Origin of the sequence: Phytohabitans aurantiacus, assembly GCF_027923225.1 — a bacterium.
Taxonomy (GTDB): Bacteria; Actinomycetota; Actinomycetes; order Mycobacteriales; family Micromonosporaceae; genus Phytohabitans; species Phytohabitans aurantiacus.
This window is the reverse complement of sequence record NZ_BSDI01000004.1, coordinates 345,174-371,275: the sequence shown is the minus strand read 5'-3', so window position 1 is coordinate 371,275 and position 26,102 is coordinate 345,174. Positions and strand designations below refer to the sequence as shown.

The window sequence follows — 26,102 nt, the reverse complement described above, 5'->3', positions numbered from 1 at the left end:
TGAACTGGTTCCGCCGCGGCGATGACGGCCGCTTCCTGTGGCCGGGCTTCGGCGAGAACTCGCGGGTTCTCAAGTGGATCGTCGAGCGGCTGGAGGGCAGCGGGGCGGCCGTCGAGACGCCGATCGGCTTCGTACCGACCGCCGACGCGCTCGACGTCTCCGGCCTCGACCTGACCCGTGCCGACCTCGAAGAGGTGCTGCGGGTCGACGCCGAGGAGTGGAAGGCCGAGATCCCCCAGGTCACCGAGTGGTTCGAGAAGTTCGGTGACAAGCTCCCCGCAGTCCTCTGGGCAGAACTGGACGCGCTGAAGTCCCGCCTGAACACCGCGTAGTTCCATGATCAGGGCGTCCCCCAAGTTGTAAGAGCGACTTGAGGGACGCCCTGATCACGGGGAAGCTGGCCGGATGAGACCGGCCGCCGTTCGCGTGCTCACCGCGCTGCTCGTGGTCACGGCTGTGGCGACCGCGGCGGTGGAGGCCCTCAACTGGTGGTACGCCGACGAGCAGGGATTCACGCTCGGTGTACGCACGGCGTGGGCCCTGCTGCGGTCGCTCGGCTTCCTGATCCTGGTATGGCACGTGCGCCGCGGGCGTGCCGGCTCCAAGCCGTTCGGGCTGATCCTCGCGGTCACCACGGTCTTCGCGGTCGGCCGCCTGCTGGTACCGCGCGACGGCCTGCCGCCGCTGCCCGGTGTCCTCGCGTTCGTGGCGCTCGCCCTGCTGTGCGCCACGATCGTCGTCCTGCTCTACCGCTGGCCGTCGATCCAGGAGTACCTGGTTCGCCACCCGAACCGGCTCGTCTTCGACCGTAAGGGCATCACGTGGCAGGAGGCGGCACCGCGCCGCCCGCAGGTCACCGGCTGGCTGCTCACCGCCCGGGTCGCCTCGTTCACGTACGCGCCGCTGATGCTCGTTCCCTGCCTCGTGTCGATCGGGGAGGCCTTCGACGGCAGGCTGTACGCCCTGCCGGTGATCGCGGTGTGGTTCGTGGTGGCGCTCGGTGTGAGCTACGCCGTGCTGTTCGCCTCGATCTTCCTTTTGCGCGGGCAACGGTGGGCACGGTGGCTGATGGCGGGTATCACGCTGGGCGTGCTCGTTTTCGACCTGCCGCTGTGCTGGTGGCTGCTCGGTGTCGACGGACTGATCCGGGACGGCGGCCCGCTCGTGGTCGCCGCTGGGCTCGCCCTCTACGGCATGGGCCGGGCGCGATGACGGTCTACGACGTCGCGATCGTCGGTGCCGGGCCGGCCGGATCGTGTGCGGCGATCGCGGCCCGGCGGGCGGGTGCCCAGGTACTGCTGCTGGACCGGGCCCGGTTTCCGCGTGACAAGGCGTGTGGCGACGGGATCGCCGCACACGCGCTCGACGTGCTGGCCGAGCTCGGCGTGCCCGACGCGGTCGCCGGGTACGCACCGGTGCCGGTGCTGCGGATGGTGGGCCCGGGAGGCGGCGCGGTCGCCAGGGCGCTGCCTCGGCCGGCGTACACGGTGCCCCGGAAGGTCTTCGACGCACGCCTGCTGTCAGCGGCGGTGGCCATCGGTGCCGAGGTGCGGACGCATACGGTACGCAATATTGATGTGCGCGACGACCTGGTGGATATCGACGGGGAGTTCGCGGCGCGGGCAGTGGTCGGCGCCGATGGCGCCGAATCCGTGGTGCGCAGGGCGCTGGGCTTCGCGCCCAACCCGCCCGGCCACCTCGCGCTCGCGATCCGCGGCTACGCACCGGCTCGACCGGAGGTCGAGCAGCTCATCGTGACCACGGCGACGGGCTGGCCGGCCTACGCGTGGTCGTTTCCGGTGGGGGACGGGTCGGCGAACATCGGGTACGGCGAGCTGCTGCGCGGCCGTCCGGTGAGCCGCGCGCACCTGCTCGACCGGCTGTTCGCGCTGCTGCCCGGCGTGGATCCGGCGGCGGTGTCCGGCCTGCGCGCGCACCACCTGCCGCTGTCGACGCGCCGCCCACCGCCCGGGAGGGGCCGGATCGTGCTGGCCGGCGACGCGCTCTCGCTGATCAACCCGTTCACCGGCGAGGGGATCTTCTACGCGGTGCTGTCCGGCGCGCTTGCCGGCGTGGCGGCGACCGCGGGTCAGGAGGCCGCTGTCCGATACGCGGACGCGCTACGCGAGAGGCTGGGCCGGCACCTGCGGCACAGCCGGGCGGCCGCGTGGCTCGCGAGCCGCCGGTGGGTGGTCGACCGTGCGATCCGCGCGGCCGACGGGGATCAACGGGTGTTCGCCGCTCTGGTCGATCTCGGGCTGGGAGACGGGCTGCTCGATAGCCGTACTCTTGGTCGGATTGCGGCCGGCAGGTAGTTGTTTGTCGCCGTAAGCCCTACTCTGCATGGGTGAATCTGCGAAGCCTGATCTACTCGGTGTACGAGCGTCGGCTGACCAAAAAGCTCACGGGCAAGCCGGTGCCCCAGCACGTGGGCGTCATGTGTGATGGGAATCGCCGGTGGGCCCGGGAAATGGGCTACGTCGACCCCAATGACGGCCACCGCGTCGGCGCCGAGAAGATCAAGCACATGCTCGGCTGGTGCGACCAGGCGGGTGTCGGCATCGTCACGCTGTACCTGTTGGCGACCGACAACCTGCGGCGCCCGGCGAGCGAGCTCGACCCGCTGTTGCGGATCATCGAAGACCTCGTGACGGAGTTGGCCGAAGAGGGCAACCCGTGGCAGCTGCGAGTGGTCGGCGCGCTCGACGTGCTGCCGACCGAGACAGCGACCACGCTGAAGGCCGCCCAGGAGCGCACGATCGGGCGCACCGGTGGCGTCGAGATCAACCTGGCCGTCGGATACGGAGGCCGGCGGGAGATCGCCGACGCGGTGCGTTCACTGCTGCACGAGCACGCGAAGGCGGGCGGCACGATCGAAGAGCTGGTCGAGGTGCTCGACGTCGACCACATCGCGGAGCATCTGTACACGCGCGGCCAGCCGGACCCCGACCTGATCATCCGGACCAGCGGTGAGCAGCGGCTTTCCGGGTTCCTGCTGTGGCAGTCGGCACAGTCAGAGTTCTACTTCTGCGACATGAACTGGCCCGACTTTCGGCACATCGACTTCCTGCGCGCGCTGCGGTCGTACGGCAACCGCCAGCGCCGCTACGGCGCCTGACGCAGCGATTGGGCCTAACGCAGCGATTGCAGCGCCGCCGCGAGGAACTTGCCGAGTGCTTGCGGTGAGTCGATGGTCAGGTCGGCGGCGCCGGCCACCTCTCGGCCGGTCTCCGGGTTGGCGACCGCGACGCAGACCCCGAAGAAGCCGGGGTCTTCGGCCTCACGGGCACGCAACGCGTTGAACGCCTTGATGTCGGACACGTCATCGCCGAAGTACCAGGCGATGCGGGCGTCACCGACCGCGTCCCGGACGACCATGCCCTTGTCGCGGTCGACGGGCGGCTTCAGCTCGATGACCATGCGACCGCCCTGCACCTTGAGGCCGAGCCGCTCCGCCTCGGCGCGCCCCCACGCCTCGACCTGCTGCGCCAGGTGTGGGCTGGTGCGGTAGTGCAGCGCGACGGAGAGCCGCTTGTATTCGACGAGGGCGCCCTCGGGCAGCTCGACCCTGGCTCGCTCCGCAAGCTCGGCCATGGCCGGCACGAAGGGCAGCGCGTCGGGCTCGGTGATGGTCTCGCCGTGGCCGCGGCTGTGCTCCAGGCCGTACAGACCGAAGAAGTCGACATTTTCCAGGGTCGGAATGTCCAGCGTGGGCAACCGATCGCGCAGGAAGTCGACCGGACGGGCCGACACCAGCGAGATCTGCCGCACGTGCTCGGCCAAACCGGCGACGGCAGCCGTCACCTCGGGCACCGGCTGTGCGGCATTTGGGTCGTCTTCGACCGGTGAGAGAACGCCATCGAAGTCGAAGAACAGGACGGTCTTCGCGGGGCTCGCGGCGGTGTGGTGCCACGCCTGATCCGCGGTGAAGGGACGGGACGGGCGGGTTTCGCCCTGGTCGTTCGGCCGCACGGGCGCCAGCGTACCCGTTCGTCACGGACGCGTCCGTCGAGCTGAGTACCGAGTCAGGGCCGCTCGGCGCGCCGTGACCTACGTACTACCCAAGCTGGCTTTGGGCGGTTAGCTTTTATTCCATGGCGCGGGGTCATCCCAAGCCATCCGGCCGGCCCGGACCTGCGATTTTGCCACGGGGCCCGCATCCGACCCCGTGTCCACCGGGTGCCGGAAGCGGCGCGACGCGGGTGGTCCGGGTGCACGCCCGCCAGGAGCTGGCCTGTGACGACTCGCCGTACCAATCCCCGAGCCGATCAGGAATCCACCGCGATCAAGACGTATGTGCTTGACACCTCCGTGCTTCTGTCCGACCCGGCTGGGTTTTACCGGTTCGCAGAGCACGAAGTGGTGCTGCCGCTGGTGGTCATCTCTGAACTGGAGGGAAAGCGCCACCACCCTGAGCTTGGCTGGTTCGCCCGGCAGTGCCTGCGCATGCTCGACGAGCTGCGCATCAAGCACGGCCGCCTGGATGAGCCGCTGCCGGTCAACGACGTCGGGGGCACGCTGCGCGTGGAGCTCAACCACGCCGATTCCGACGTGTTGCCGCAGGGTTTCCGCAACGACTCCAACGACGCGCGCATCCTGTCCGTCGCCCTCGGCCTGGCTGCCGAGGGGCGCGACGTCACGTTGGTGAGCAAGGACATGCCGCTGCGGGTCAAGGCCGCGTCGGTCGGTTTGGACGCCGACGAGTACCGGCACGGGCAGGCCAGCGACCCGACGTGGACCGGTATGTCCGATTTGGAGCTTGGCGAAGAAGAGATCAATCAGCTGTACGCGGGCGAGGCGCTGAGCATCGACGACGCCGCGGGCCTGCCCTGCCACACCGGGTTGGTGCTGCACTCGCCGCGCGGCTCGGCTCTCGGACGGGTCTACCCCGACAAGAACGTCCGGCTGGTTCGCGGCGATCGCGACGCGTTCGGCCTGCGCGGGCGCTCCGCCGAGCAGCGGATCGCACTGGACCTGCTGCTCGACGAGCAGATCGGCATCGTCTCGCTCGGTGGCCGGGCGGGTACCGGAAAGTCGGCGCTCGCACTCTGCGCCGGCCTCGAAGCCACGATGGAGCGCGGCAAGCACAAGAAGGTCATCGTCTTCCGGCCGCTGTACGCCGTCGGTGGCCAGGAACTGGGCTACCTGCCCGGTTCGGAGTCGGAGAAGATGTCGCCCTGGGCTCAGGCGGTCTTCGACACGCTGGGCGCTGTCGTGCACGAAAACGTCATGGAAGAGGTCATGTCGCGCGGCATGCTCGAGGTGCTGCCGCTGACCCACATCCGCGGCCGGAGCCTGCACGACGCGTTCGTCATCGTCGACGAGGCGCAGTCACTCGAACGTGGTGTGCTGCTCACCGTCCTCTCGCGGATCGGGCAGGGCTCCCGGGTGGTGCTGACCCACGACGTGGCCCAGCGCGACAACCTGCGGGTGGGCCGGCACGACGGTGTGACCGCGGTGATCGAGGCCCTGAAGGGTCACCCGATCTTCGCCCATGTCACACTGACGCGGTCCGAGAGGTCACCGATCGCTGAGGTAGTCACCGATCTCCTCGAAGACATCCCGCGTTAGGTCCGCTTTCGCCCCGATAAATGGCGTGGTGCAAGTCACAATAGTGGCCCGCCGTTTCCCTTCGGCCTCACGGTGCGCAATGGTGTCCTGCGGGCGCTCGCGCACCACCGGCACCATTCGTCGGGGGTGCGAGGCGCCCACGGTTCGGACCATCGGCCCCCCAGCCGCTGTCCGCGCCGGGACCTTGCCCCCGACGAAGGGACCTCTTCGTGAGTCGGCTGTGGAGCCGGTTCGGCATCCGGGCACTCGCTGTCGTGCTGCTTCTCGTGGGCGTGGTTGGCGGGTATTACCTGGGTCAGGACCGGGAAGTCCAGCAGCAAGGCATCAGTGCGCAGCTCGCCGCCAACGCCGATCAGCAGGAGATGGAGCTGATCAAGGAGCGGCACCGGCAAAACATGATCGCCACCGCGCAGCAGCGGGAGGCGGAACGAGTCGCCCGTGAAAAGGCTCTGGCAGCCGCGAAGGCGGAAGCGGAGCGGGCGCAGAAGGCCGAAGAGGCCGCGAGCCGCAAGAAGCGCGAAGAAGCCGAGAAGAACACCGCGACGAAGCCGTACACGGGCCCGATTCCCGCGTCGTGCAACGAGTTCAGCGGCAACCGCAAGACCGGGTGCGCGCTGATGATCGGGGCCGGCTTCAAGATCGACCAGTTCCCCTGCCTGAACAAGCTGTGGGACAAGGAGAGCGGCTGGAACCACAAGGCCCGTAACTCCTCGTCCGGCGCGTACGGCATCGCACAGGCGCTGCCGCCGACCAAGATGAGCTCGGTCGCGGACGACTGGCAGACCAACCCGGCCACGCAGATCAAGTGGGGCCTCGGGTACATCAAGGGCCGGTACAAGACCCCCTGCGGTGCGTGGTCGCACTCGCAGAGTGTGGGTTGGTATTAAGTCTGGGCTGGCGCTGAGTTACTGACTGTTGGGAAGGGTGCGCACCGGTTCGGTGCGTGCCCTTCCTGGCGTTTTGCTCCCGGGTTGCCGGAGTTAGTCCGTCCATAATGGGCAAACTCGGCGGAATTCGGGAGGAATGCACATGGGGGCGTGGCGGTGGATCGGCGCGTTGGCAGTCGCGGCGGCGGTGGGGACTCTCGTGGCGGGTCCCGCGCATGCGGGCGGTCGCGAGGAGATCGTCGGTGGTAGGACAGCGCCGGATGACGCGTACCCCTGGATCGTCCGCCTCTCGATGGGCTGCGGTGGCGCGCTGACCGCGCCGCGCGTCGTGCTCACGGCCGCGCACTGCGTCAAGGGGACCGGGTACGACAGCAGTATCACGGTCACCGCCGGCAGCACCGACCTGCACGACCGGGACGCCATCCGGGTCAAGTCGCGGTACGTCCTGCGGGCCTCGGACTTCCGGGACGCCACCGAGGGCGACGACTGGGCCCTCGTACAGCTCGCCGAGGAACTCGACCTGCCGCTGCTCCCGCTCGCGACCGACCGCACCTACGACCGCGGCACCTTCAGGGTGATGGGCTGGGGCGCCACCCGCGAGGGCTCGACCAGCCAGCAGCGGCACCTGCGCGAGGTGGACGTGCCGTTCGTATCCGACCGGACCTGCGGGCGGCAGTACCGGGACGCCGGGTACGGCTTCACGGCCAGGGAGATGCTCTGCGCCGGCGACACCAAGCGGGGCGGCATCGACGCGTGCCAGGGCGACTCCGGCGGTCCGCTGGTGCGCAAGGACGACGCCGGCAAGTGGATCCAGGTCGGCATCGTCAGTTGGGGGTACGGCTGCGCGCGCAAGAACTACCCGGGCGTGTACACGCAGGTGTCCACGTTCGCCCGGACAATCGCGCGGAAAACGGTCGAGCTGTCTGAGGTGCGCCTCGCGTCGGTGGCGGGTACGCCGTTGACCTGATAGCAACGTGAGCGTGGCCTACGACCAGACCGACGCCAACCGCTTTGGCACCGAGGCGTTCTACGCCTCCATCGGACGGGCGTTCGTCGCGATGTGTGCCGCCATCCCGGTGCTCTTCGCGATCGAGGCCATCGACGGGTGGCTCGACAACCCGTTCGACACGGCGGCCGGCATCGTGCCACGCCGCATCGAGGGGCTCGACGGCGTGTTCTTCGCGCCGCTGCTGCACCACGGCTTCGAGCACCTGTACAGCAACAGCGTGCCGCTGATCCTGCTCGGCACGTTCGTGCTGGCCGCGGGGGTGCGCCGGTTCCTGTACTCGACGCTGCTGATCATCTTCGTGAGCGGGCTGGGTGTGTGGTTCACCGGCAGCCCCAACACGATCGTGGTCGGCGCCAGCGGGGTCATCTTCGGATACTTCGGCCTGCTGCTCATGCGCGGGATCGTCGAGCGCACGTGGTGGAACTTCGGCGTCGTACTGCTGGTGGGCCTGCTGTACGGCTGGCAGTTGATCGGCCTCCTGCCCACGGACCCCCGGGTCTCCTGGCAAGGTCACCTTTTCGGCTTTCTGGGCGGAATGATCGCCGCCATCATCTTTCGTGCACGACGGTCGGTCTCGGGGGTCACCTATTGACCGCGATGGTGCTTGCCCGCTGGTCGTGACTGTGCCTACCGTCTGCTCAGCAGCGTGATACCGCGAGCGAAAGCGACGGTGACAGATGCGTGAGATTGATGTCGCGATAATCGGTGCCGGTCCGACCGGCCTGTTCGCGGCCTATTACGCAGGCTTTCGAGGGCTCTCCGTCGCGGTGCTCGACGCGCTGCCCGAGCCGGGCGGCCAGGTCACCGCCATGTATCCGGAGAAGGCCATCTTCGACGTCGCCGGCTTTCCCAACATCAAGGGTCGCGACCTGGTCGCCAACCTCGTCGCCCAGGCCGACCAGTTCACACCGGAGTACATCTTGGGCGTGCGCGCCGAGGAACTCTCCTATCTGGACGATCGGCCCGTGCTCGCCCTGTCGCGGGGCGACAAGCTGCACTGCGGTGCCGTGCTCATCACCGCCGGACTGGGCAGCTTCAGCCCGCGCCCGTTGCCCGCGGCCGACGCGTTCGACGGCGACGGCCTCGTGTATTTCGTGCCCCGCCTCGCCGAGCTCGCCGGCCAGGATGTGCTGATAGTCGGCGGTGGCGACTCGGCGTTCGACTGGGCGCTCGCGCTGGAGCCGCTCGCCCGCTCGGTGACGATCGTGCACCGCCGCGAGAAGTTCCGCGCCCACGCTTCCACCGTCGCCCGGGTCCAGCAGCTCCCGGTGCGCATCGTGGTGAACGCCGAAGTCACCAAGCTGCACGGCACCGAGCGGGTGACCGGCGCGGACATCAGCGTCAAAGGCGGCGGCACCGAGACCGTACCGGTCGACACCGTCGTGGCCGCGCTCGGCTTCACCGCCGACCTGGGGCCGCTCGCCGAATGGGGACTGGAGCTCGACAAGCGCCACATCCGCGTCGACTCCACAATGGCCACCAACCTGCCGCGCGTCTTCGCCGCTGGCGACATCACCGAGTACGCGGGCAAGGTGCGCCTGATCGCGACCGGTTTCGGCGAGGCGGCGACCGCCGTCAACAACGCCGCGGTGGTCATCGACCCGGCGGCTCATCTCTTCCCCGGGCATTCCTCCGACGCTGGCTGAAAGTTTGCCCCTTTCTCGTAGGGTCGATGCGTCCTGCACATCGATGCACAGGGGAGGACTCGCATGCTCCATCGCAAACTGGCGGCGCTGGCGTTGGCTGGCGCGCTGATCGGCGCCTTGGTCGGCGCCGCGCCGGCGCAGGCGGGCGGTCGACACCGGCCGGCGCCGCTGCCCAACGCACACGCTCACAACGACTACCTGCACGAGCGCCCGCTGTATGACGCGCTGAGCCACGGCTTCACCAGCGTCGAGGCCGACATCTTCCTGGTCGACGGGAAGCTGCTGGTGGCGCACGCACCGGAAGAGCTGGATCCCGCGCTGACGCTCCAGAAGCTCTACCTCGACCCGCTGGCCCGCATCGTGCGAGCCAACAAGGGCAAGGTCTTCCGGGGCAGCAAGCAGCAGCTCCAGCTCCTGATCGACATCAAGTACGACGGTGTGAACGCCTACACCAAACTCGACCGGGTGTTGCGCAAGTACCGCAAGATGCTGACGACGTATGTCAACGGCGAGGTCAAGCAGGGCGCGATCACCGTCGTGATCAGCGGCGACCGGCCGCGTGACCTGATGGCGTCGCAGCGGGTGCGGTACGCGTTCTACGACGGGCGCGGCCCTGACCTCGGCACCGGCGTACCGGCCTCGTTCATGCCGCTGCTCAGCGAGAACTGGACCGGTGTGTTCACGTGGCAGGGCGTCGGCGAGATGCCGGCGGGCGAGCGCCAGTTCCTGCACCAGGCCGTCGCCATCGCGCACGCCAGCGGGCAGCGGGTCCGCTTCTGGGCGACCCCGGACGTGCCCGGGCCGGCGCGCGAGGCGGTATGGCGCGAGCTGCTCGCGGCGGGCGTGGACCACATCAACACCGACGACCTGGCCGGCCTGGAGGCGTTCCTCCGCTCCTGATCGCGCTTCGTTCAGTCGAGCTCGACCAGCGGGGTGCCGTCGAAGTCGACCATGGAGTAGCGGGCGAGCTTCTCCAAGCGGTGGTAGGAGTCGATGACGCGGATCGTGCCGCTCTTCGAGCGCATGACGATCGACTGGGTGTACGCGCCACCGGACCGGTAACGCACGCCGCGGAGCAGGTCGCCCGTCGTGACGCCGGTGGCGACGAAGAAGGCGTTGTCACCGGTTACCAGGTCGTCTGTCGTCAGTACCCGATCAAGATCGTGGCCCGCGGCGAGCGCCTTTTCGCGCTCGGCCTCGTCGCGCGGCCACAGCTTGGCCTGGATCGCGCCGCCCATGCATTTGAGCGCGCACGCCGCGGTGATGCCCTCGGGTGTGCCGCCGATGCCCAATAGAACGTCTACATCGGACTGTTCGCTCGCGGCGGAGATGGCACCGGCGATGTCGCCGTCGGAGATGAACCGGATGCGCGCGCCGGTCTTGCGGACCTCCTGCACGAGCTCCTGGTGTCGCGGGCGGTCGAGAATGCACACGGTCACGTCGGAGACTGTGGAGTTTTTCACCTTGGCGACGCGGCGCAGGTTTTCCGCCACGCCCGCGTTGATGTCGATGACGTCGGCGCAGTCGGGACCGACGGCGAGCTTCTCCATGTAGAAGACGGCGCTCGGGTCGAACATCGCGCCGCGCTCAGCGACCGCGAGCACGGCCAGCGCGTTGGGCATGCCCTTGCTCATCAGCGTCGTGCCGTCGATCGGGTCGACCGCGACGTCGACCTCCGGGCCGGTGCCGTCGCCCACCTCTTCGCCGTTGAAGAGCATCGGTGCGTTGTCTTTCTCACCCTCGCCGATGACGACGACGCCGCGCATCTGGATCGAGTTGATGAGTTTGCGCATGGCGTCGACCGCCGCGCCGTCGCCGCCTTCCTTGTCGCCGCGGCCGACCCAACGGCCCGCGGCCATGGCGGCCGCCTCGGTGACCCGTACCAGGTCCAGGGCCAGGTTGCGGTCGAGATCCTGCGGGGTGCGGGCGGTGCTCATGCCGGGTCCTCCTCGCGGCGCTGCGGGCAGTCCTTACACAGATACTGTCATGAGCCGCCCCGGCCAGGGCTGCCAAGATGGTCACATGGAGGCGGAGACGGAGGTGCCGCGCCCGACGCGTAGCGAGCGGCGGCCCCGCGACATGGCACTGTCGCTCGTGGTGCTGCTGGTGCCGGTACTCGTCGTGGTGCTCATCTACAGGGTGGTGCAGGGCGGCGACCAGCCGGTACGGGTCGACACGGCGGCGGCGATCGACCAGGCGCGGGTGGCGGGCGAGTTCCCGGTGAGCGACGTGGCCGGGCTAAACGACGACTGGATCCCGATCAGCGCCGCATTCCAGCAGGGCGACGGCGGCCGGACGCTACGAATCGGGTACGTGACGCCGGACGACGGTGGGTTGCAGCTCATCCAGAGCAGCGTGCCGGCCGAGCGGCTGCTGCCCGCGGAGCTCTCGGAGAGCGGCCGGCCGGAAGGGTCGGCGGAGGTCGACGGGGAGACCTGGCAGCGGTACAGCGCGCGGAAGGGCGAGACGGCGCTCGTGCTGCTCCAGCCCGACCGGACGGTGATCGTGGTCGGCCAGGCCGACGAAGACGAGCTGCGCGAGCTGGCGGCGGCTGTCTAGTTTTCCGGGCGGGCGGCGCGTGCGGCGTCCAAGGCGGCGGTCAGGCCGTGTCGCGGGCGGCGCGTGCGGCGTCCAAGCGCTCGCGCGCGCCGTCGAGCCACCGCTGGCACACGTCGGCGAGCTGCTCGCCGCGCTCCCAGAGCGCGAGCGACTCCTCCAGCGTCCCGCCACCGGCCTCCAGCCGCTCGACCACCGAAGCCAGCTCGGCGCGGGCCTGCTCGTAGCTCAGCTGTGCTTCACCCATGGCCGGACCCTTGCTCGAACCCATGACCAACCACCCTAGCCGCCAGCTCACCCTCGGCCAGGCGCACCCGTAGCGAGTCCTCCTCGGCGACGTCGGCCGCCGCGCGGACCACGTGGCCGTCGGCGCGCTGCACGATCGCGTACCCCCGTTCGAGCGTCGCCGCGGGGGAGAGCGCGCGGAGGCGGGCGAGGGTGTGCCGCAGTTCCTCGCCGGCACCCCGGAGACGGTGGTCGAGGCAGCGGGTGGCCCGGTCGCGCAGTGCCGCCACGTCGGCGGCGCGCTGGTCGACCATCACGTCCGGCCGGGCGAGCACGGGGCGGGACCGGATCGCGTCGAGGCGGTGCTCCTCGCGGTCGAGCATGCCGGTGACCGCGCGGTCGAGGCGGTGCCGCGCGAGCTTGATGAGCCGCAGTTCCTCGGCGAGATCAGGCACGATCCGCTTGGCGGCGTCGGTGGGGGTGGACGCACGGACGTCGGCGACGTAGTCGACCAGCGGCGTGTCGGTCTCGTGCCCGATGGCGCTCACGACCGGCGTGCGGCAGTGGAACACCGCCCGGCACAGCGCTTCGTCCGAGAACGGCAGCAGGTCTTCGACGCTCCCGCCGCCCCGGGCCAGGATGATCACGTCGATCGTGTCGTCGCCGTCGAGCACCTTGAGCGCGTCGATCATCTGCGGTACCGCCGTCGGCCCCTGCACGGCCACGTTGATCACCCGGAACTCGACCGCCGGCCAGCGCCGCTTGGCGTTGGTCAGTACGTCGCGCTCGGCCGCGGAGGACCTGCCGGTGATCAGACCGATCCGGCTCGGCAGGAACGGTGGGCGGCGCTTACGCTCGCGGGCGAACAGGCCCTCGGCGGCGAGCAGCTTCTTGAGCTTCTCCAGCCGCGCCAGCAGCTCGCCGAGCCCCACCTGGCGGACCTCGTCGGCGCGCAGGCTGAGCGTGCCCCGTGCGGCGTAGAACTCCGGCTTGGCGTGCATGACCACGCGGGCCCCCTCTTCGAGGGCGGGGGCGCCGAGGTCGAGAACGTCACGGTTGGTGGTGACGGTCAGGCTGAGGTCGGCGGATGGGTCACGGAGCGTGAGAAACACGGTGCTCGCGCCGGGGCGGCGGCTGATCTGGGCGACCTGGCCGTCGACCCACACCCAGCCGAGCTTCGCGATCCACGCGCTCAGCTTCTGGCTGACCACTCGGACCGGCCACGGCTCCTCGGGTGTACTGCGAGGTATCTCCGGCTGTGTCACCCCGTGAGCCTATGGTGTGGTCCTGGTCGCAGCTCCGGCCCGGTCCAGGTGCGCCACGTACGATGGCGGGGTGACCGAGACCCGTAAGCGTGTGCTGCTGGCCAAGCCGCGCGGCTACTGCGCCGGCGTCGATCGCGCTGTTCAGACAGTCGAGGAGGCGCTCAAGCTGTATGGGGCGCCGATCTACGTCCGTAAGCAGATCGTGCACAACAAGCACGTGGTTTCGACCCTGGAGGCGCGGGGCGCGATCTTCGTTGAGGAAAACGAGGAGGTGCCCGAGGGTTCGACCGTGATCTTCTCGGCGCACGGCGTGGCGCCCGAGGTGTACGAGCAGGCGAAGCAGCGGTCGCTGAAGGCGATCGACGCGACCTGCCCCCTGGTCACCAAGGTGCACCACGAGGCTCGGCGGTTCGCGGCGGAGGATTACGACATCCTGCTCATCGGGCATGAAGGGCACGAAGAGGTCATCGGTACCGCCGGTGAGGCGCCCGCCCACATCCAGCTCGTCGACGGGCCTGACGGCGTCGACAAGGTGACCGTCCGCGACCCGAACAAGGTCGTCTGGCTCTCTCAGACCACGCTCTCCGTCGACGAGACGATGGAGACCGTGGCGCGACTCAAGACCCGGCTGCCGCTGCTCCAGTCGCCGCCCAGCGACGACATCTGCTACGCCACGCAGAATCGCCAGCACGTCGTCAAGGAGATCGCTCCGGAGTGCGACGTGGTGCTCGTGGTCGGCTCTCGCAACTCGTCCAACTCGGTACGCCTCGTCGAGGTGGCCCTCGACGGCGGTGCCCGGGGCGGATACCTGATCGACTACGCCTCCGAGATCCAGGAGGAGTGGCTGGAGGGCGCGACGACCGTCGGGGTGACCTCGGGCGCGAGCGTCCCCGACGACCTGGTGACCGAGGTGCTCGACCACCTCGCCGAGCGCGGCTTCGCCGACGTCACCGAGGTGACGACGGCCGAGGAGCGGCTGACGTTCTCCCTGCCGCAGGAGCTCAAGCGCGACATGAAGGCCGCCGCCGCCCGAACCCTGCCGTGATCAGGGCGTCCCTCAAGGCGCCCTAACGACTTGAGGGACGCCCTGATCACTAGCGCATGCGGGTTACCGCACGGAAGCGCTCCTGGGTGCGGCGACGGCTTTCGTTCGTGGCGCCGAAGATCATCAGCAGCAGGCCGACCGGGATCAGCAGCAGCCACGACAGCCCCACCAGCGTCAACGCGTGCAGCGCGGAGATCACCGTGACCACCGTGCCGACGACCAGCGGCGCCTGCTGCCGGGTGAACGCCCCGAAGATCAACGTCGCCACGGCGCCGAGCAGCAGACTCACCTCGCGGACCGCGGTCGCCTCGGTCGTCAGCGCGATCACCAGCGTCGGCACGAACGCGGCCACCAGCGCCGGCCCGTACGCCGTCCAACTGCTCAGGTCGGGCCGCTGGCGCAGCTCGATCAGGCCGATGAGCAGCGCCAACGCGGCGAACGGCAGGGTGTAGACCTCGGGTACGCCCACGTCGGACAGGCCCATCAGCAGCCACCAGGCGATCAGCTCGCACAGCACCGCCGACCAGAAGAGGATGCGCCGCTCGATCGTGCGGCGCCCCGGACGGGTGGCCGCGACGCCCAGTACCGCGCCCCAGGCGGCCAGCAGCGCCGCCACGTGCCGCGGCGAGTCGAACGCCAGCGCGAGCGCGATCAGCGCGGCGGCGTACCCGCTCCACTCCACGGTGGCCGCCTCGCGGTAGGACTCCGGCTGGCGCAGGCGTGGCAGTACCGCCGCGACGACGAGCAGCGCGGCGCCCACCGCCAGTACCCCGAACGCGGACCACTCGGGCTCCAGCCCGGCGATCAGCGCGCTGGTCAGCACGAAGCCCTCTGCCGACACGGCCGCGAAGAGCCAGCCCAGGATGCGGGCCCGCTGGGTCTGCCCGACGATCGCTGCCGTGGCGCCCACCGCGACCGCCCCGCCCAGCGTGACGAGGGTGAGCGGCTTTTCGGCGAGGCTGCCGGCGAGCCCGGCACCGCCCGCGGCGAGCCCGATCGCGAAGACCACCAGCCGGGTCACGCGCAACGGACGGGCCCGCTCGGACGGTGGCGGCGGCGGGGTCACCGCGAGCCCCAGCATCGACAGCGTGAAGACGGCCAGGGCCGCCATCGTGGACGCGGGCCACTCGGCGCCCAGCGACAGTGGCGCGATCAGCAGCGTGATCGCCGCGCCGGGCAGTACGACCGGGATCGCGCGGGCGATCCGCCGCCCGCCGAACCCGATGGCCGCCAGCGCCGCCGCGATCGTCAGCAGCAGCGCGGCCAGCACGTCGGTCGGGTCCGCGCCCGGTCGCACCTGGGTGAGCACCGCCGGTGGCCCTTCCCAGATGTGATACAGGGTCTGGTGCGGGTCGATCAGCGAGTCGATGAGGATCGGGGCGATTCCGGCGAGAGCCAGGGCGGTCGGCAGGGCTGCGACAAGTACCGCGCCCATCGCGGGGCTGACCGCCCAGCGGCCGCGGAACCCTTCGAAGCCCTCGATGCGCCGCCATACCCCGCCGAGCCGCACCGACCAGCGCTGGGTGGGCTCGACGATGGTCTCGGGGGCCGGGGTGGCACCGCGCAGCAGTTCGGCCACCACGCCCAGAAGTGCGGCGGCGGCCGCGTACACGCCGGTGGACAGTCCGGTGGGCAGCGAGGCGATCGCGGTGATCGTGGCCCCGCCGGCGATGCCAACGGTGGCGTAGGGCAGGTATCGCGGTACATGCCGGCGTGCCAGCGCGACCAGCCCGAGCCCGATCGCGGAGCCCACCACGGCGGAGGCCAGCACCAGCGAAGCGGGACGGCCGGCTTCGGCGGCACCCGCCGCGAGCATGCCGGGCAGCGCCAGCAGCGCTCCACCCGCCGCGAGGCCGCCGATCTGCCCCAGATGTGGCGGCATGTCGTCGGCCTGCATCCGGGCCAGGACCGCGACGAGCAGCCCGACCAGCGTCACCACGCCCAGGGCCGCCGCGGTGGTCCACGGGCGGACCAGGCTCGCGCCCACGGCGTGCAGCGCCACGGCGGCGGCCACCGCCGTGCGGGCCAGTCCGGCGCGCGGGTCCTTCGCCATCACGGACGCCACGCCGTACGCCGTCGCGACCGCGCCGCCGACCAGCATGGGAGACCACCAGGGCAGTCCGAGCGCCACCGGCGCGCCCACGGTCGCGAGGCCGACGCAGACGCCCGCTATGTCGTATGCCCACGGCCTGGGCAGCACGACTGCCGCGGCGGCGGCGAGCAGGGCCAGTGCGACCGGCGCCTGCCAGCCGACCCCGTCCGGCGTCGTGGGCCAGGCGTTCAGGTCGGCATCCCACAGCGCACCCGGCGTGGCCAGCACGCGCAGGCCGCCACTCAGCGCGGCGTATCCGGCGATTATCGCGATCACGGCACCGCTGCCGGCCACGCCGAGCACCGGCCCGCGCCGCCACTCGGGAGGCATCGCGCGCACGCTGACGGCGACCAGCACGACGATCAGCGCGCTGACCGCGAGGATCGCGTCGGGGAACAGGATCGCGGAGATCCGGGCGAACGTGCCGATCACGCCCGCGGTGGCCGCCGCCGCGGCGAAGTCCGCGCCGTCCAGCACCCGGTCGGCCCGCCGGCCGGCGTCGATCGAGGGCGCCAGGACCAGCAGCACCGCGCCGACGAGCAGCAGCGCGCCGACCCACGCGTCGGCGACCGTGGCGCCCGGCGCGCCAAACGCCGCCGCCGTCACCGCGAGCGCGCCGAGGCCGGTGCCGAGCGTGAGCGGCAGGCTGATGTGGCGGCGGGCGACCTGCGACAGCGCCGCGTAGCCGAGCGTCGCGCACACCGCCACGAAGGCTGCCGCCAGCACGGCGGTCGCCGTCATGCCGGTCATCGCCGCCACGCCCGCCGCGACGGCGCCGGGCAGCGCGAACGCGGCGCCGCCCGCTGCCCACTCGCCGACCTCGGGCGCGTCCGGTCCGCCCCGGACGAGCTGCGCCGGCACCGGCTCGTCGCGCAGGACGTCGGTCTGTTCGGAGAGCCACGGTGCGGCGATCGCGATCAGAGCGCCCGCGAGCGCCAGCACCGCGAGGACGCCGGCGGTCAGGGCCGGCCTGGCGAGCGAGGCGCCGGCACCGACCAGGCCGACCACGGCCGCGCCGGCGATGTGGGCTCGGGCCGCGACCCTGGTGCGCGCGTACAGGCCGGTCGCGCCGATGCCGATCGCCGCGAGAACGGGCAGCCACGGCGCGGCGCCCCAGGGCAGCCCGAGCGAAGCGGGTGCGGCGACCGCGGTCAGCGCCGCGCCGGCCACCGCCGAGGCGCGCCGCCCCTCCTGCGGCAGCGACAGGACCGCCGCGATGGTCAGGAGCAGCGCGCTGACCGCGAGCTGCCACCCCATGTCACCCACCGCGTCAGACAGCCTGTCCGGGTACGCGGACAGATCCGCCTTCCACACCGGCAGCGCGGCCTGTACCGGGGCGAGTGCGGCGCGTACGGCCGTGCCGGCGACCACCAGGCCCATGACGATCAGCGCGCCGGCCGAGGCGAGCTGCGGTCCCCGGCGAGCGGCTTCCGGCAGTGCCCGTACGCCGAACCCGGTCAGCACGATCACGATGGCTATCAGCAGGAGCGCCCGCCCCGGTACCGCGACCGAGACGACGCGCCCGGCGGCGCCGATGACGGCCAGCGTGACGATCCCGGCCGCGAGGTCCGGCAGCGAGTACCGGTCGACGCTCCGGGCACCGGCCAACCCGAGCGCGGCGGCCAGTACCAGGGCCAGCCCGGCGCTGACCGCACCCGGCACGCTGCCCGCCTCGACCGTGGCGATCGTCGCGAACATGAGCGCGATGGCGACCGCCACACCGTGCAGGCCCCAGGTCGCCTGCCGCAGCCAGATCGCCGGTGCCACGGCCGCCGTGCGTGCGGGCTGGCTGGCGGGCGTGACCACCGCGTCGGCCTCTTCCGGCGCGCTTTCGGGCCGATCCGGCTCGCCGGTCGCGTCACCTCCGGCGGGCTCGCCGCTGACGCCAGGCTCGGCCGGTTTCGCCGGTGCCGCCGTGCTCAGCAGCGGTGCCGTGCCAAGCCCGCGCTGGTCGAACTGCCGGGCGAGCGCCAGATCGAGCGCGGCGACCGCGATGAAGGCGAGCGCCCAGCCGGTCGCCCCCGAGATCCACTCGTACGCCAGCAACGGCACGATCGGCTGGAGGGCGAGCACGGTCGCGTACCGCGGCACGCTGAACCCGGTCACGCCCGCGTACCAGCCGGCGGCGAGCGCGGTTATCGCGAAGATCACGCCCGCGACGACGGCACCCGGCACGGTCTCCGAGTGGAGCGCGTCGACCGTCCACAACGCGTACCCGTCGAGCGGGATGAGCATGAGCCCGACCGCCGCGATGGTCTCGGCGGTCGAGGTCAGGCCCCGGCGGGCGACGGCGGGCGGCGCGACCAGCATCAGTGCCGTGGCACCGAGCAGGATCCCGACGCGGCTGATGTCATCGAACGAGCTGAGTGCCACCAGCGCGAACACGACTGCGGCGACGGCGAGCAGCAGCGCACCGAGCCCGAGGAAGATGTTTTGCACCTCGCGGGTCGACGCCTCCGGCTGGCCGGCGGCCTCGGGGGCGGGCCCTGTGCGGGTGCCGGACGGTGGCGGGGGCGGAGGTGGTGGCGGGGGAGGCGGCGTGCCCGCCGGGGACTGCCGGGGCATCCGCGGCGGCCCGCTGGGCGCGGCGTTCGGCGGTGTCGCTGTCGGGGGCCGGCGCCCGACCCGGGTGCGCACCACCCGGCGCGGTTTGGCGGCTTGCTGTACACGCTGCTGGTTGGCGTGCGCGAGGATGTCGCGCTGGAAGAGCGCGGCCTGCAGAGCCTGGGCGTTGAGCTTCAGCTCTTTCGCGATCCGATTCTCATCGCGCTTCAGGTCGGCGATCGAGCGGTCGATCCGCGTCAGCTCTTCGGCCCACCGGCCCTGCTCAGCGCCGCAGCGGGGACACTGCGGCGCCGGCTCGATCTCCCGGCCGCACGACGGGCAGGGGTACGTCGCCATGGCACCTCTCTCCGGCAGGGCCCAGCACTGTGGACTCTCAGAGAAGCATGCCTAATGACGGGTGCTCTTGAACAGAGACGGCGCCTTCCGAACGGGGCGGATCAGTGTCGGATGGTTCGCTCCGGGCGGCCCATCCCGCGGTACTCCCAACCGGCGTGAGTCCACAGTGATGCGTCGAGGCAGTTGCGGCCGTCGATCACGCGCCGGGCGGCCACCAGCTCGCCGATCGCGTTCGGGTCGGCGTTGCGGAAGTCGGCCCACTCGGTGAGCACGCACACCAGATCCGCGCCGCGCACGGCGTCGGCCATCGACGGCTCGTACGTGAGGTCCGGCTGGGCGATGCGCGCGTTCTCCATGCCTTCCGGGTCGTACACGCGGACGTCGGCGCCGGCCTTGGCGAGCAGCCCGGCGACGGCGAGCGACGGCGCGTCGCGTACGTCGTCGGAGTTGGGCTTGAACGTGGCGCCCAGTACGGCGATGCGGGTGCCGGACAGGTCGGGCCCGGCGGGGCCGGAGCGGCGGTCGAGCAGCTCGGCGGCGAGCGTGAGGACCCGGGTGCGGCGGCGCAGGTTGATGAGGTCGACCTCGTGCAGGAAGCGGAGGGCCTCGCCCGCGCCCAGCTCCTGCGCGCGGGCCTGGAAGGCGCGGATGTCCTTGGGCAGGCAGCCGCCGCCGAAGCCGACGCCCGCCTGGAGGAACCGGTTGCCGATCCGGGGGTCGTATCCGATCGCGCGCGCGAGCTGCGTCACGTCGCCGCCGGCCACCTCGCAGACCTCCGCCATCGCGTTGATGAACGAGATCTTGGTGGCGAGGAACGCGTTGGCCGCCACCTTGACCAGCTCGGCGGTCGCGAAGTCGGTGACCACCAGGGGCACCTCGCGGTCTTCGGTGGCCGCCAGGTCGAAGACGCCCTTGTGCGCGGCGTAGAGCATGGCGTTCGCCCACTCGGTCTTCACGCCGATGACGATCCGGTTGGGGCGGAGCACGTCTTCGACCGCGAAGCCCTCCTGGAGGAACTCCGGGCTCCACGCGACCTCGACGCCCAGGTCGGCGGGGGCGTGCTTGCCGACGAGCTGCTCGATCCACTCGGCGGTGCCCACCGGTACCGTCGACTTGCCCACGATCAGCGCCTTGCGGGTCAGGTGCTGGGCCAGCCCGGTGACGGCCGCCTCGACGTAGACCAGGTCGGCGCCCATGCCGTCGGCGCGCTGCGGGGTGCCGACGCAGATGAAGTGCACGTCGGCGAAGTCGGCGGTCTCCTTGTAGCTGGTCGTGAAGCGGAGCCGGCCGGCGGCCAGGTTGCGGCGCAGCAGCTCGTCGAGCCCGGGCTCGTGGAACGGCACGGCCCCACCGGCGAGCTTGGCGATCTTCGCTTCGTCGACGTCGAAGCCCAGCACCTCGTAGCCCAGTTCCGCGAAGCAGATGGCGTAGGTCGCGCCGAGGTAGCCGGTGCCGAGGAAGGCGAGCCGGGGACGCGCCCCACCGGACGGCGGGGTGACCGCGCCGATCGCCGGGAGGGGTTGTGAGCTCGGGTACGGGATCGTCACGCCTTTGTTCTCCGCTCGCACTGGCGGCGCTTCGCGTCGCGGTGTGGGTGGGGACGCCTGAGTCGGCGCCGGCTTATTGGGCATATAGGAAGCTATGCGACAAGTATCTCAGGCTTTCCGGGTGCACAGCGACGATAGTGGAGGAGCCTACGCGCCGGTAAAGAGCATCTGAACGTTCGTCGGTATCCTCACACCCGCGTAGGAAGATCGCCAAAGGGGAGCCGGAATGACGACACAAGAACCCTTCGACGCGTACAGCTTGAGCGAGGAGCACGAGGCGGTACGCGAGGCGGTTCGCGCGGTTTGCGACGCCAAGGTCGCGCCGAACGCGGCAGAAGCCGACGAAACGGGAGAATTTCCCAAGGCGTCCTACGAGGCCCTGCGCGCGGCCGACTTCCACGCGCCGCACATCCCCGAGCAGTACGGCGGCGCGGGCGCGGACGCGCTGGCCACCGCGATCGTGATCGAAGAGGTCGCCCGGGCGTGCGCCTCCTCGTCGCTGATCCCCGCCGTCAACAAGCTCGGCACGATGCCGCTGATCCTGGCCGGCTCCGAGGAGCTCAAGAGCCGCTTCCTGCCGCCGGTGGCGCGCGGCGAGGCGATGTTCTCGTACTGCCTGTCCGAGCCCGAAGCGGGCAGCGACGCCGTTTCCATGACGACCCGGGCGGTGCGGGACGGCGACCACTACGTGCTCGACGGCGTCAAGCGATGGATCACCAACGCCGGTGAGTCGCGCTTCTACACCGTCTTCGCCGTGACGGAGCCGGGTGCGCGGTCGCGCGGCATCTCGGCGTTCGTGGTGGACAAGGACGACCCGGGTGTCAGCTTCGGCGCGCCCGAGAAGAAGCTCGGCATCAAGGGCTCGCCGACCCGCGAGGTGTACCTCGACGGCGTGCGCATCCCGGCCGACCGGATGATCGGCGAGCCGGGCACCGGGTTCGCCACCGCGATGCGGACGCTCGACCACACCCGCGTCACGATCGCCGCCCAAGCGGTGGGCATCGCGCAGGGCGCGCTCGACTTCGCGGCGAAGTACGTGCAGGAGCGCACCCAGTTCGGCAAGCCGGTGGGCGACTTCCAGGGCATCCAGTTCATGATCGCCGACATGGCCATGAAGCTGGAGGCCGCCCGGCAGCTCACCTACGCGGCCGCCGGCAAGTCCGAGCGCGGCGACGCCGACCTGACCTTCTTCGGCGCGGCTGCGAAGTGCTTCGCCTCCGACGCCGCGATGGAGATCACCACCGACGCCGTCCAGCTCCTCGGCGGGTACGGCTACACCCGCGACTTCCCGGTCGAGCGGATGATGCGAGACGCCAAGATCACCCAGATCTACGAGGGCACCAACCAGGTCCAGCGCATCGTGATGGCCCGCTCCATCCTCCGCTGACCGCTCTCTTCGTTTCGTGATCAGGGCGTCCCTCAAGTCGTTCTAACGACTTCAGGGACGCCCTGATCACGAAGGGGGTTACTGGTGCCGCTGGGTGGCTTCCGGGTCGTCGTCGGGCTCGGCGCTCGGTGGCTTGGGTGGGGTGATCGGCGGCGGGGTCGGTGCCGACCAGGCCGGGCGCGGGTAGGCGTCCGGCGGGGGCGGGCCCTTGACCAGCTGCGTCGCGTCGGTGTCGAGGCGCTTGGTCGGCCGGTCGTCGCTGACGCCGAAGCCGCCGCCGGCTCCGCTGGGCAGGACGGTCGTCGTCGGCTCGGCGGCGTCCGGCCCCGGCGCGGGTGTAGGCGGCGCGGGCGGGGCGGAGGCCGGCGCCGGAGCCGGCGGGGCTGGGGCAGCGGGGGCTGGCGGCGACACCGGCTGGGTCGAGGCGAGCGCCGGATCGGCCGGCTGTGGTGCGAGCGTCGGGACCTGCGAGAACGCGGTCGTTGGGGCGGCTGGAGAGCCGGCTGGCGGGTACGCGGCCGGCGGCCTTGCATAGTCCGGGGTTGGGACTGGCGGAAACGCGGTCGTCGGGGCGGCCGGAGAGCCGGCCGGCGGGTACGCGGTCGCCGGAAAACCAGCCGGCGGGGAACTGGCCGGCGGGAAACCAGCCGCTGGGAACGCGGTCGTGGCGGGCGGGCCGTAGCCGGGTGGCGCCGGCGGCGTGGGCACCGGGCTCGACATGCCGAGGCCGCCGGCCGGCACCGGGACGCCCACGCCCGGGTAGTCGCCCTGCGGAGGCGGCGCCGGGTAGCCGGGTGGGGCGCCGTAGGGGGCACCGGGCTGTCCGTACGGCGCGCCAGGCGGCACCGGGTACGGGCCGGCGCCGGCGTGTGCCGCGGGCGGCCGGTCGTACCGCCGCCAGCGCCGCGGGCTCACCAGCGTGGCGAGCAGTGGCACGGCGAGCACCGCCGAGAGCCCGGCCGCCGGGATGGGCAGCCCGAGGTCGACGTCACCCACCTCGTACGGGAACACGTCGAGGAACGACGCCGGCTCGACGGCGTACCAGACAGCCGCGCCGAGATAAGCGGCACCTGCCAGCGCGGGCCCGATCGGCGACAGGCGCGCCAGCACGAGTACCGCGTACAGCGCGCCGGCGCCGAGCAGAGCGAGCAGGCCGAGCAGGATGTCCACGCTCAGCCCGTCTTCGAACTGCACCCGGACATCGTTGTACTTGAGGAGCCCGACGCCGGTCAGCACCCATGCCAGGGGTGCCAGGACCAGGGCCAGGAGCAGTGACCCGACGTGCCGCATCTGCCCTCCTTGATGTTGGATGCGAGTGGCACCGTACCCCGGTCCGGCAAACCTCTGGCCTGCTACGACTCGGGTTTCTCGCTACCTGCCCTGCTCGGCGGGGTGTTCCAGGGCGAATCGCCGTTCCGCTTGGTGGAATCCGTGGAAGTGGAGCTCATCGAGCCAGCGGGCACGGGATCGGGTATGACCGGGGGCGACTCGAGAGTGGGCGCGTCGGCCGGTTCTTCGACGAGCGGTTCGGGTGCCGGTGCCGGTGCCGGCACGGGCCACCGCCGCCACCGCTGCGCGCTGAACGCCGCCATCACCAGCAGCGCACCGATCAGCAGCAGGGTGCCGTTGTCGAGCGGGAGCCGCAGCGGGATCGGGTCGCCGAGGATCTTCCAGGTGTCCGGCACCGCGTCGCGTACCGCCAGCGGGTCGGCGAACATGCCGCCGTACGGCGCGATGAGCAGCAGTCCGGCGACGACCGGCCCCACCGGTGACCACCGAAGTGTGCCGAGCAGTCCGAGCAGGATGCCCGCGACGGCGAGGTACGCGGCGGGCTCGATCAGGTCGACGGTGTCGAACGTGCGGGCCTCGACCCAGCCCGCGACGGTACGCGTCGAGCCGCCCTGGCCCAGCGAGACGAGCACCCACGTGAGCGGCGCCGCCACGACGCCGGCCAACAGACTCCATAGATGTCGCATGCGCGCACCGTACCGGTTCCGGCGTGTGCCGGCACCCAGGGCAAGATGGCGGAATGAGTGCGGGCACGGTGCTGTGGACCCCGCCGGCCGACGTCCTGGACCGGGCTCGGATCGGTGACTACCTGCGCTGGCTGCGGGAACACCGCGGGTTGGCGTTCGCCGACTACCAGGCGCTGTGGCAGTGGTCGGTCGACGATCTTCCGGCGTTCTGGCGATCGATCTGGGACTACTTCGACGTGATCGCGTACGATCAGCCGACCGCTACGCTCGTCGATCCGGTCATGCCGGGCGCCCGCTGGTTTCCCGGCGCCACGCTGAACTACGCCGAGCACGTGCTGCGGATGCCCGGCGTCGCCGACGATGACGTGATCGTGCTCGGGTACTCGCAGACCCGCGACCCGGTCACGCTGACAGCGGCCGGCCTGCGCGAGCAGGTCCGCCGGGCGCGGGCCGCGCTGCGCGAACTGGGCGTCGGCCGGGGTGACCGGGTGGCCGCGTACGCGCCGAACATCCCGGAGACATACGTGCTGATGCTGGCCACCGCCAGCCTCGGCGCGGTGTTCTCGTCGTGCGCACCCGAGTTCGGCACCCGCAGCGTGGTCGACCGCTGGCAGCAGATCGAGCCGACCGTACTGGTCGCGGTCGACGGGTACCGGTACGGCGCGAAGACCATCGACCGGAGCGCCGAGGTGGCGGCGATCCGGTCGGCCCTGCCCTCGCTGCGGCACACCGTGACCATCCCGTACCTGGCCGGCGGCGCCTGGGAATGGGCCGACACCACGCCCGGCACCGTCGAGGAGATGGCGTACGAGCCGGTGCCGTTCGACCATCCGCTGTACGTGCTCTACTCCTCAGGCACCACCGGCCTGCCGAAGCCGATCGTGCACGGGCACGGCGGCATCCTGGTCGAGCACCTGAAGATGCTCGCGCTGCACCACGACCTCGGCCCGGGTGACCGGTTCTTCTGGTTCACCACCACCGGCTGGATGATGTGGAACTTCCTCGCGTCCGGTCCGGCCGCCGGCGCGGCGATCGTGCTCTTCGACGGCGACCCGGCCCACCCCGACCTGGGCACGCTGTGGCGGCTCGCCGAGGAAGCCGAGGTCACCTACTTCGGCACGAGCGCGCCGTTCCTGCTCGCCTGCCGCAAGGCGGAGCTGAGACCAGCCGCAGACCCGCGGCTGCGGGGCATCGGCTCGACGGGCGCGCCGCTGCCGCCGGAGGGCTTCGCCTGGGTGTACGAGGCGGTCAGCCCGACGGTGCAGCTCCAGTCGCTGTCCGGCGGCACCGATGTGTGCACCGGATTCGTCGGCGGTGTCCCGCTGGTGCCGGTCTACGAGGGGGAACTGTCCTGCCGCTGCCTGGGCGCGCGGGTAGAGGCGTTCGACGCGCAGGGGCAGCCGGTCATCGGGCAGCTCGGCGAGCTGGTGATCACCCGCCCGATGCCCAGCATGCCGGTGAGCTTCTGGGGCGACCCGGATGGCCGCCGCTACCGCGAGGCGTACTTCGACGTGTACCCCGGCGTGTGGCGGCACGGCGACTGGATCACCATCAGCGAGCGGGGCAGCTGCGTGATCACCGGTCGCTCCGACGCCACCCTCAACCGTGGCGGCGTCCGGCTTGGCACGTCCGAGTTCTACTCGGTGGTCGAGGGCCTCTCCGAGGTCACCGACTCGGTGGTCGTACACCTGGAGGACCCGGCGGGCGGCCCGGGTGAGCTGCTGCTCTTCGTCGTACTGGCCGACGGCCGGGAGCTGGATGGCGAGCTGCGTGCCAAGATCGCCAGAGAGCTGCGCACCGCCCTGTCACCCCGGCACGTGCCCGACGAGATCCACCAGGTCAAGGCGGTGCCGCGGACGCTCAGCGCGAAAAAGCTGGAAGTACCGGTGAAGAAGATCCTTACGGGGACGCCTGTGCCGGAAGCGGCATCGACGGGTGCCCTCGCGAACCCCGAGTCGCTGACCGCGTTCGAGCCTTTCGTCAGAAAGCGCTGAC

General features: G+C 71.1%; 22 protein-coding genes. 14 read left to right on the top strand and 8 right to left on the bottom strand.

Annotation, left to right across the window (positions count from 1 at the left end):
- The 4 genes from QMG73_RS06315 to QMG73_RS06300 form a co-directional block, all read left to right on the top strand.
- A partial coding sequence (locus tag QMG73_RS06315) for a phosphoenolpyruvate carboxykinase domain-containing protein (RefSeq protein WP_281893044.1) occupies window positions 1-332 on the top strand: 332 nt, incomplete at its 5' end.
- A 73-nt stretch (window positions 333-405) separates the two neighbouring features.
- Window positions 406-1,212, top strand: coding sequence for a hypothetical protein (locus QMG73_RS06310; protein ID WP_281893043.1), 807 nt, complete (start codon window positions 406-408; stop codon window positions 1,210-1,212).
- Complete coding sequence (locus QMG73_RS06305) at window positions 1,209-2,315, top strand: geranylgeranyl reductase family protein (protein WP_281893041.1); 1,107 nt, start codon at window positions 1,209-1,211, stop codon at window positions 2,313-2,315. The genes QMG73_RS06310 and QMG73_RS06305 overlap by 4 nt, the downstream gene beginning before the upstream one ends.
- 32 nt (window positions 2,316-2,347) lie before the next feature.
- Window positions 2,348-3,118: an isoprenyl transferase gene (locus QMG73_RS06300; RefSeq protein WP_281893039.1), complete on the top strand. Its 771-nt coding sequence runs from the start codon at window positions 2,348-2,350 to the stop codon at window positions 3,116-3,118.
- A 14-nt stretch (window positions 3,119-3,132) separates the two neighbouring features.
- On the opposite strand, the gene otsB is transcribed toward QMG73_RS06300, so the two are convergent.
- Complete coding sequence (gene otsB / locus QMG73_RS06295) at window positions 3,133-3,972, bottom strand: trehalose-phosphatase (protein WP_281893038.1); 840 nt, start codon at window positions 3,970-3,972, stop codon at window positions 3,133-3,135.
- A 264-nt stretch (window positions 3,973-4,236) separates the two neighbouring features.
- Here otsB and QMG73_RS06290 point away from each other — a divergent pair, with 264 nt between their 5' ends.
- From QMG73_RS06290 to QMG73_RS06265, 6 genes are all read left to right on the top strand, one after another.
- Window positions 4,237-5,571, top strand: a complete 1,335-nt coding sequence (locus QMG73_RS06290) for a PhoH family protein (protein ID WP_281893037.1) — start codon at window positions 4,237-4,239, stop codon at window positions 5,569-5,571.
- A 209-nt stretch (window positions 5,572-5,780) separates the two neighbouring features.
- The gene (locus tag QMG73_RS06285; RefSeq protein WP_281893035.1) at window positions 5,781-6,458 is read left to right on the top strand and encodes an aggregation-promoting factor C-terminal-like domain-containing protein; all 678 of its coding nucleotides are present in this window, start codon (window positions 5,781-5,783) and stop codon (window positions 6,456-6,458) included.
- Window positions 6,459-6,600: 142 nt separating this feature from the next.
- Window positions 6,601-7,425, top strand: coding sequence for a S1 family peptidase (locus tag QMG73_RS06280; RefSeq protein WP_281893033.1), 825 nt, complete (start codon window positions 6,601-6,603; stop codon window positions 7,423-7,425).
- A gap of 13 nt (window positions 7,426-7,438) precedes the next feature.
- Entirely contained in the window at window positions 7,439-8,059 is a 621-nt protein-coding gene (locus QMG73_RS06275; protein ID WP_407676752.1) for a rhomboid family intramembrane serine protease, read from the top strand.
- 85 nt (window positions 8,060-8,144) lie between these two features.
- Window positions 8,145-9,113, top strand: coding sequence for an NAD(P)/FAD-dependent oxidoreductase (locus tag QMG73_RS06270; RefSeq protein WP_281893030.1), 969 nt, complete (start codon window positions 8,145-8,147; stop codon window positions 9,111-9,113).
- A 63-nt stretch (window positions 9,114-9,176) separates the two neighbouring features.
- Window positions 9,177-10,013 carry a phosphatidylinositol-specific phospholipase C/glycerophosphodiester phosphodiesterase family protein gene (locus tag QMG73_RS06265; protein ID WP_281893028.1) on the top strand — a complete coding sequence of 279 codons (837 nt, stop codon included), beginning with the start codon at window positions 9,177-9,179 and terminating at the stop codon, window positions 10,011-10,013.
- Between the two features lie 11 nt (window positions 10,014-10,024).
- Here the strand turns inward: QMG73_RS06265 and glpX are convergent, their stop codons facing one another.
- A complete protein-coding gene (gene glpX / locus QMG73_RS06260) occupies window positions 10,025-11,050 on the bottom strand; it encodes a class II fructose-bisphosphatase (RefSeq protein WP_281893026.1) in 1,026 nt (341 codons plus the stop codon).
- Window positions 11,051-11,135: 85 nt separating this feature from the next.
- Here glpX and QMG73_RS06255 point away from each other — a divergent pair, with 85 nt between their 5' ends.
- On the top strand, window positions 11,136-11,672 hold the full coding sequence (locus QMG73_RS06255) for a DUF4245 domain-containing protein (RefSeq protein WP_281893025.1): 537 nt from the start codon (window positions 11,136-11,138) through the stop codon (window positions 11,670-11,672).
- Between the two features lie 40 nt (window positions 11,673-11,712).
- Here the strand turns inward: QMG73_RS06255 and QMG73_RS06250 are convergent, their stop codons facing one another.
- Both QMG73_RS06250 and xseA read right to left on the bottom strand, forming a co-directional pair.
- Window positions 11,713-11,916 (bottom strand): exodeoxyribonuclease VII small subunit, encoded by a 204-nt coding sequence (locus QMG73_RS06250; RefSeq protein ID WP_281893024.1) that lies wholly within the window; start codon window positions 11,914-11,916, stop codon window positions 11,713-11,715.
- Complete coding sequence (gene xseA / locus QMG73_RS06245; RefSeq protein WP_281893023.1) at window positions 11,909-13,159, bottom strand: exodeoxyribonuclease VII large subunit; 1,251 nt, start codon at window positions 13,157-13,159, stop codon at window positions 11,909-11,911. The genes QMG73_RS06250 and xseA overlap by 8 nt, the downstream gene beginning before the upstream one ends.
- 70 nt (window positions 13,160-13,229) lie before the next feature.
- On the opposite strand from xseA, the gene QMG73_RS06240 reads away from it, so the two are divergent.
- Window positions 13,230-14,204, top strand: a complete 975-nt coding sequence (locus QMG73_RS06240; protein WP_281893022.1) for a 4-hydroxy-3-methylbut-2-enyl diphosphate reductase — start codon at window positions 13,230-13,232, stop codon at window positions 14,202-14,204.
- A 49-nt stretch (window positions 14,205-14,253) separates the two neighbouring features.
- Here the strand turns inward: QMG73_RS06240 and QMG73_RS06235 are convergent, their stop codons facing one another.
- Together QMG73_RS06235 and QMG73_RS06230 are read right to left on the bottom strand one after the other, a co-directional pair.
- Window positions 14,254-19,197, bottom strand: coding sequence for an SCO7613 C-terminal domain-containing membrane protein (locus tag QMG73_RS06235; protein ID WP_281893021.1), 4,944 nt, complete (start codon window positions 19,195-19,197; stop codon window positions 14,254-14,256).
- Window positions 19,198-19,298: 101 nt separating this feature from the next.
- A complete protein-coding gene (locus QMG73_RS06230) occupies window positions 19,299-20,744 on the bottom strand; it encodes a UDP-glucose dehydrogenase family protein (protein ID WP_281893020.1) in 1,446 nt (481 codons plus the stop codon).
- A 226-nt stretch (window positions 20,745-20,970) separates the two neighbouring features.
- Between QMG73_RS06230 and QMG73_RS06225 the strand changes: the two genes are divergently transcribed.
- The gene (locus QMG73_RS06225) at window positions 20,971-22,131 is read left to right on the top strand and encodes an acyl-CoA dehydrogenase family protein (protein ID WP_281893019.1); all 1,161 of its coding nucleotides are present in this window, start codon (window positions 20,971-20,973) and stop codon (window positions 22,129-22,131) included.
- Between the two features lie 78 nt (window positions 22,132-22,209).
- On the opposite strand, the gene QMG73_RS06220 is transcribed toward QMG73_RS06225, so the two are convergent.
- A complete protein-coding gene (locus QMG73_RS06220) occupies window positions 22,210-23,421 on the bottom strand; it encodes a hypothetical protein (RefSeq protein WP_281893017.1) in 1,212 nt (403 codons plus the stop codon).
- Between the two features lie 62 nt (window positions 23,422-23,483).
- A complete protein-coding gene (locus tag QMG73_RS06215; RefSeq protein ID WP_281893015.1) occupies window positions 23,484-24,107 on the bottom strand; it encodes a hypothetical protein in 624 nt (207 codons plus the stop codon).
- Window positions 24,108-24,160: 53 nt separating this feature from the next.
- Between QMG73_RS06215 and QMG73_RS06210 the strand changes: the two genes are divergently transcribed.
- Window positions 24,161-26,101 carry an acetoacetate--CoA ligase gene (locus QMG73_RS06210; protein WP_281893014.1) on the top strand — a complete coding sequence of 647 codons (1,941 nt, stop codon included), beginning with the start codon at window positions 24,161-24,163 and terminating at the stop codon, window positions 26,099-26,101.
- Window position 26,102 lies beyond the last annotated feature (1 nt).

What these genes read in the sequence shown, in the direction of transcription:
- QMG73_RS06210 (WP_281893014.1), top strand. Translation starts at nt 24,161, where the DNA reads ATGAGTGCGGGCACGGTGCTGTGGACCCCGCCGGCCGACGTCCTGGAC.
- QMG73_RS06270 (WP_281893030.1), top strand. Translation starts at nt 8,145, where the DNA reads ATGCGTGAGATTGATGTCGCGATAATCGGTGCCGGTCCGACCGGCCTG.
- QMG73_RS06255 (WP_281893025.1), top strand. Translation starts at nt 11,136, where the DNA reads ATGGAGGCGGAGACGGAGGTGCCGCGCCCGACGCGTAGCGAGCGGCGG.
- QMG73_RS06235 (WP_281893021.1), bottom strand. Translation starts at nt 19,197, where the DNA reads ATGGCGACGTACCCCTGCCCGTCGTGCGGCCGGGAGATCGAGCCGGCG.
- QMG73_RS06265 (WP_281893028.1), top strand. Translation starts at nt 9,177, where the DNA reads ATGCTCCATCGCAAACTGGCGGCGCTGGCGTTGGCTGGCGCGCTGATC.
- glpX (WP_281893026.1), bottom strand. Translation starts at nt 11,050, where the DNA reads ATGAGCACCGCCCGCACCCCGCAGGATCTCGACCGCAACCTGGCCCTG.
- QMG73_RS06305 (WP_281893041.1), top strand. Translation starts at nt 1,209, where the DNA reads ATGACGGTCTACGACGTCGCGATCGTCGGTGCCGGGCCGGCCGGATCG.
- QMG73_RS06215 (WP_281893015.1), bottom strand. Translation starts at nt 24,107, where the DNA reads ATGCGACATCTATGGAGTCTGTTGGCCGGCGTCGTGGCGGCGCCGCTC.
- QMG73_RS06220 (WP_281893017.1), bottom strand. Translation starts at nt 23,421, where the DNA reads ATGCGGCACGTCGGGTCACTGCTCCTGGCCCTGGTCCTGGCACCCCTG.
- QMG73_RS06250 (WP_281893024.1), bottom strand. Translation starts at nt 11,916, where the DNA reads ATGGGTGAAGCACAGCTGAGCTACGAGCAGGCCCGCGCCGAGCTGGCT.
- QMG73_RS06280 (WP_281893033.1), top strand. Translation starts at nt 6,601, where the DNA reads ATGGGGGCGTGGCGGTGGATCGGCGCGTTGGCAGTCGCGGCGGCGGTG.
- QMG73_RS06310 (WP_281893043.1), top strand. Translation starts at nt 406, where the DNA reads ATGAGACCGGCCGCCGTTCGCGTGCTCACCGCGCTGCTCGTGGTCACG.
- QMG73_RS06225 (WP_281893019.1), top strand. Translation starts at nt 20,971, where the DNA reads ATGACGACACAAGAACCCTTCGACGCGTACAGCTTGAGCGAGGAGCAC.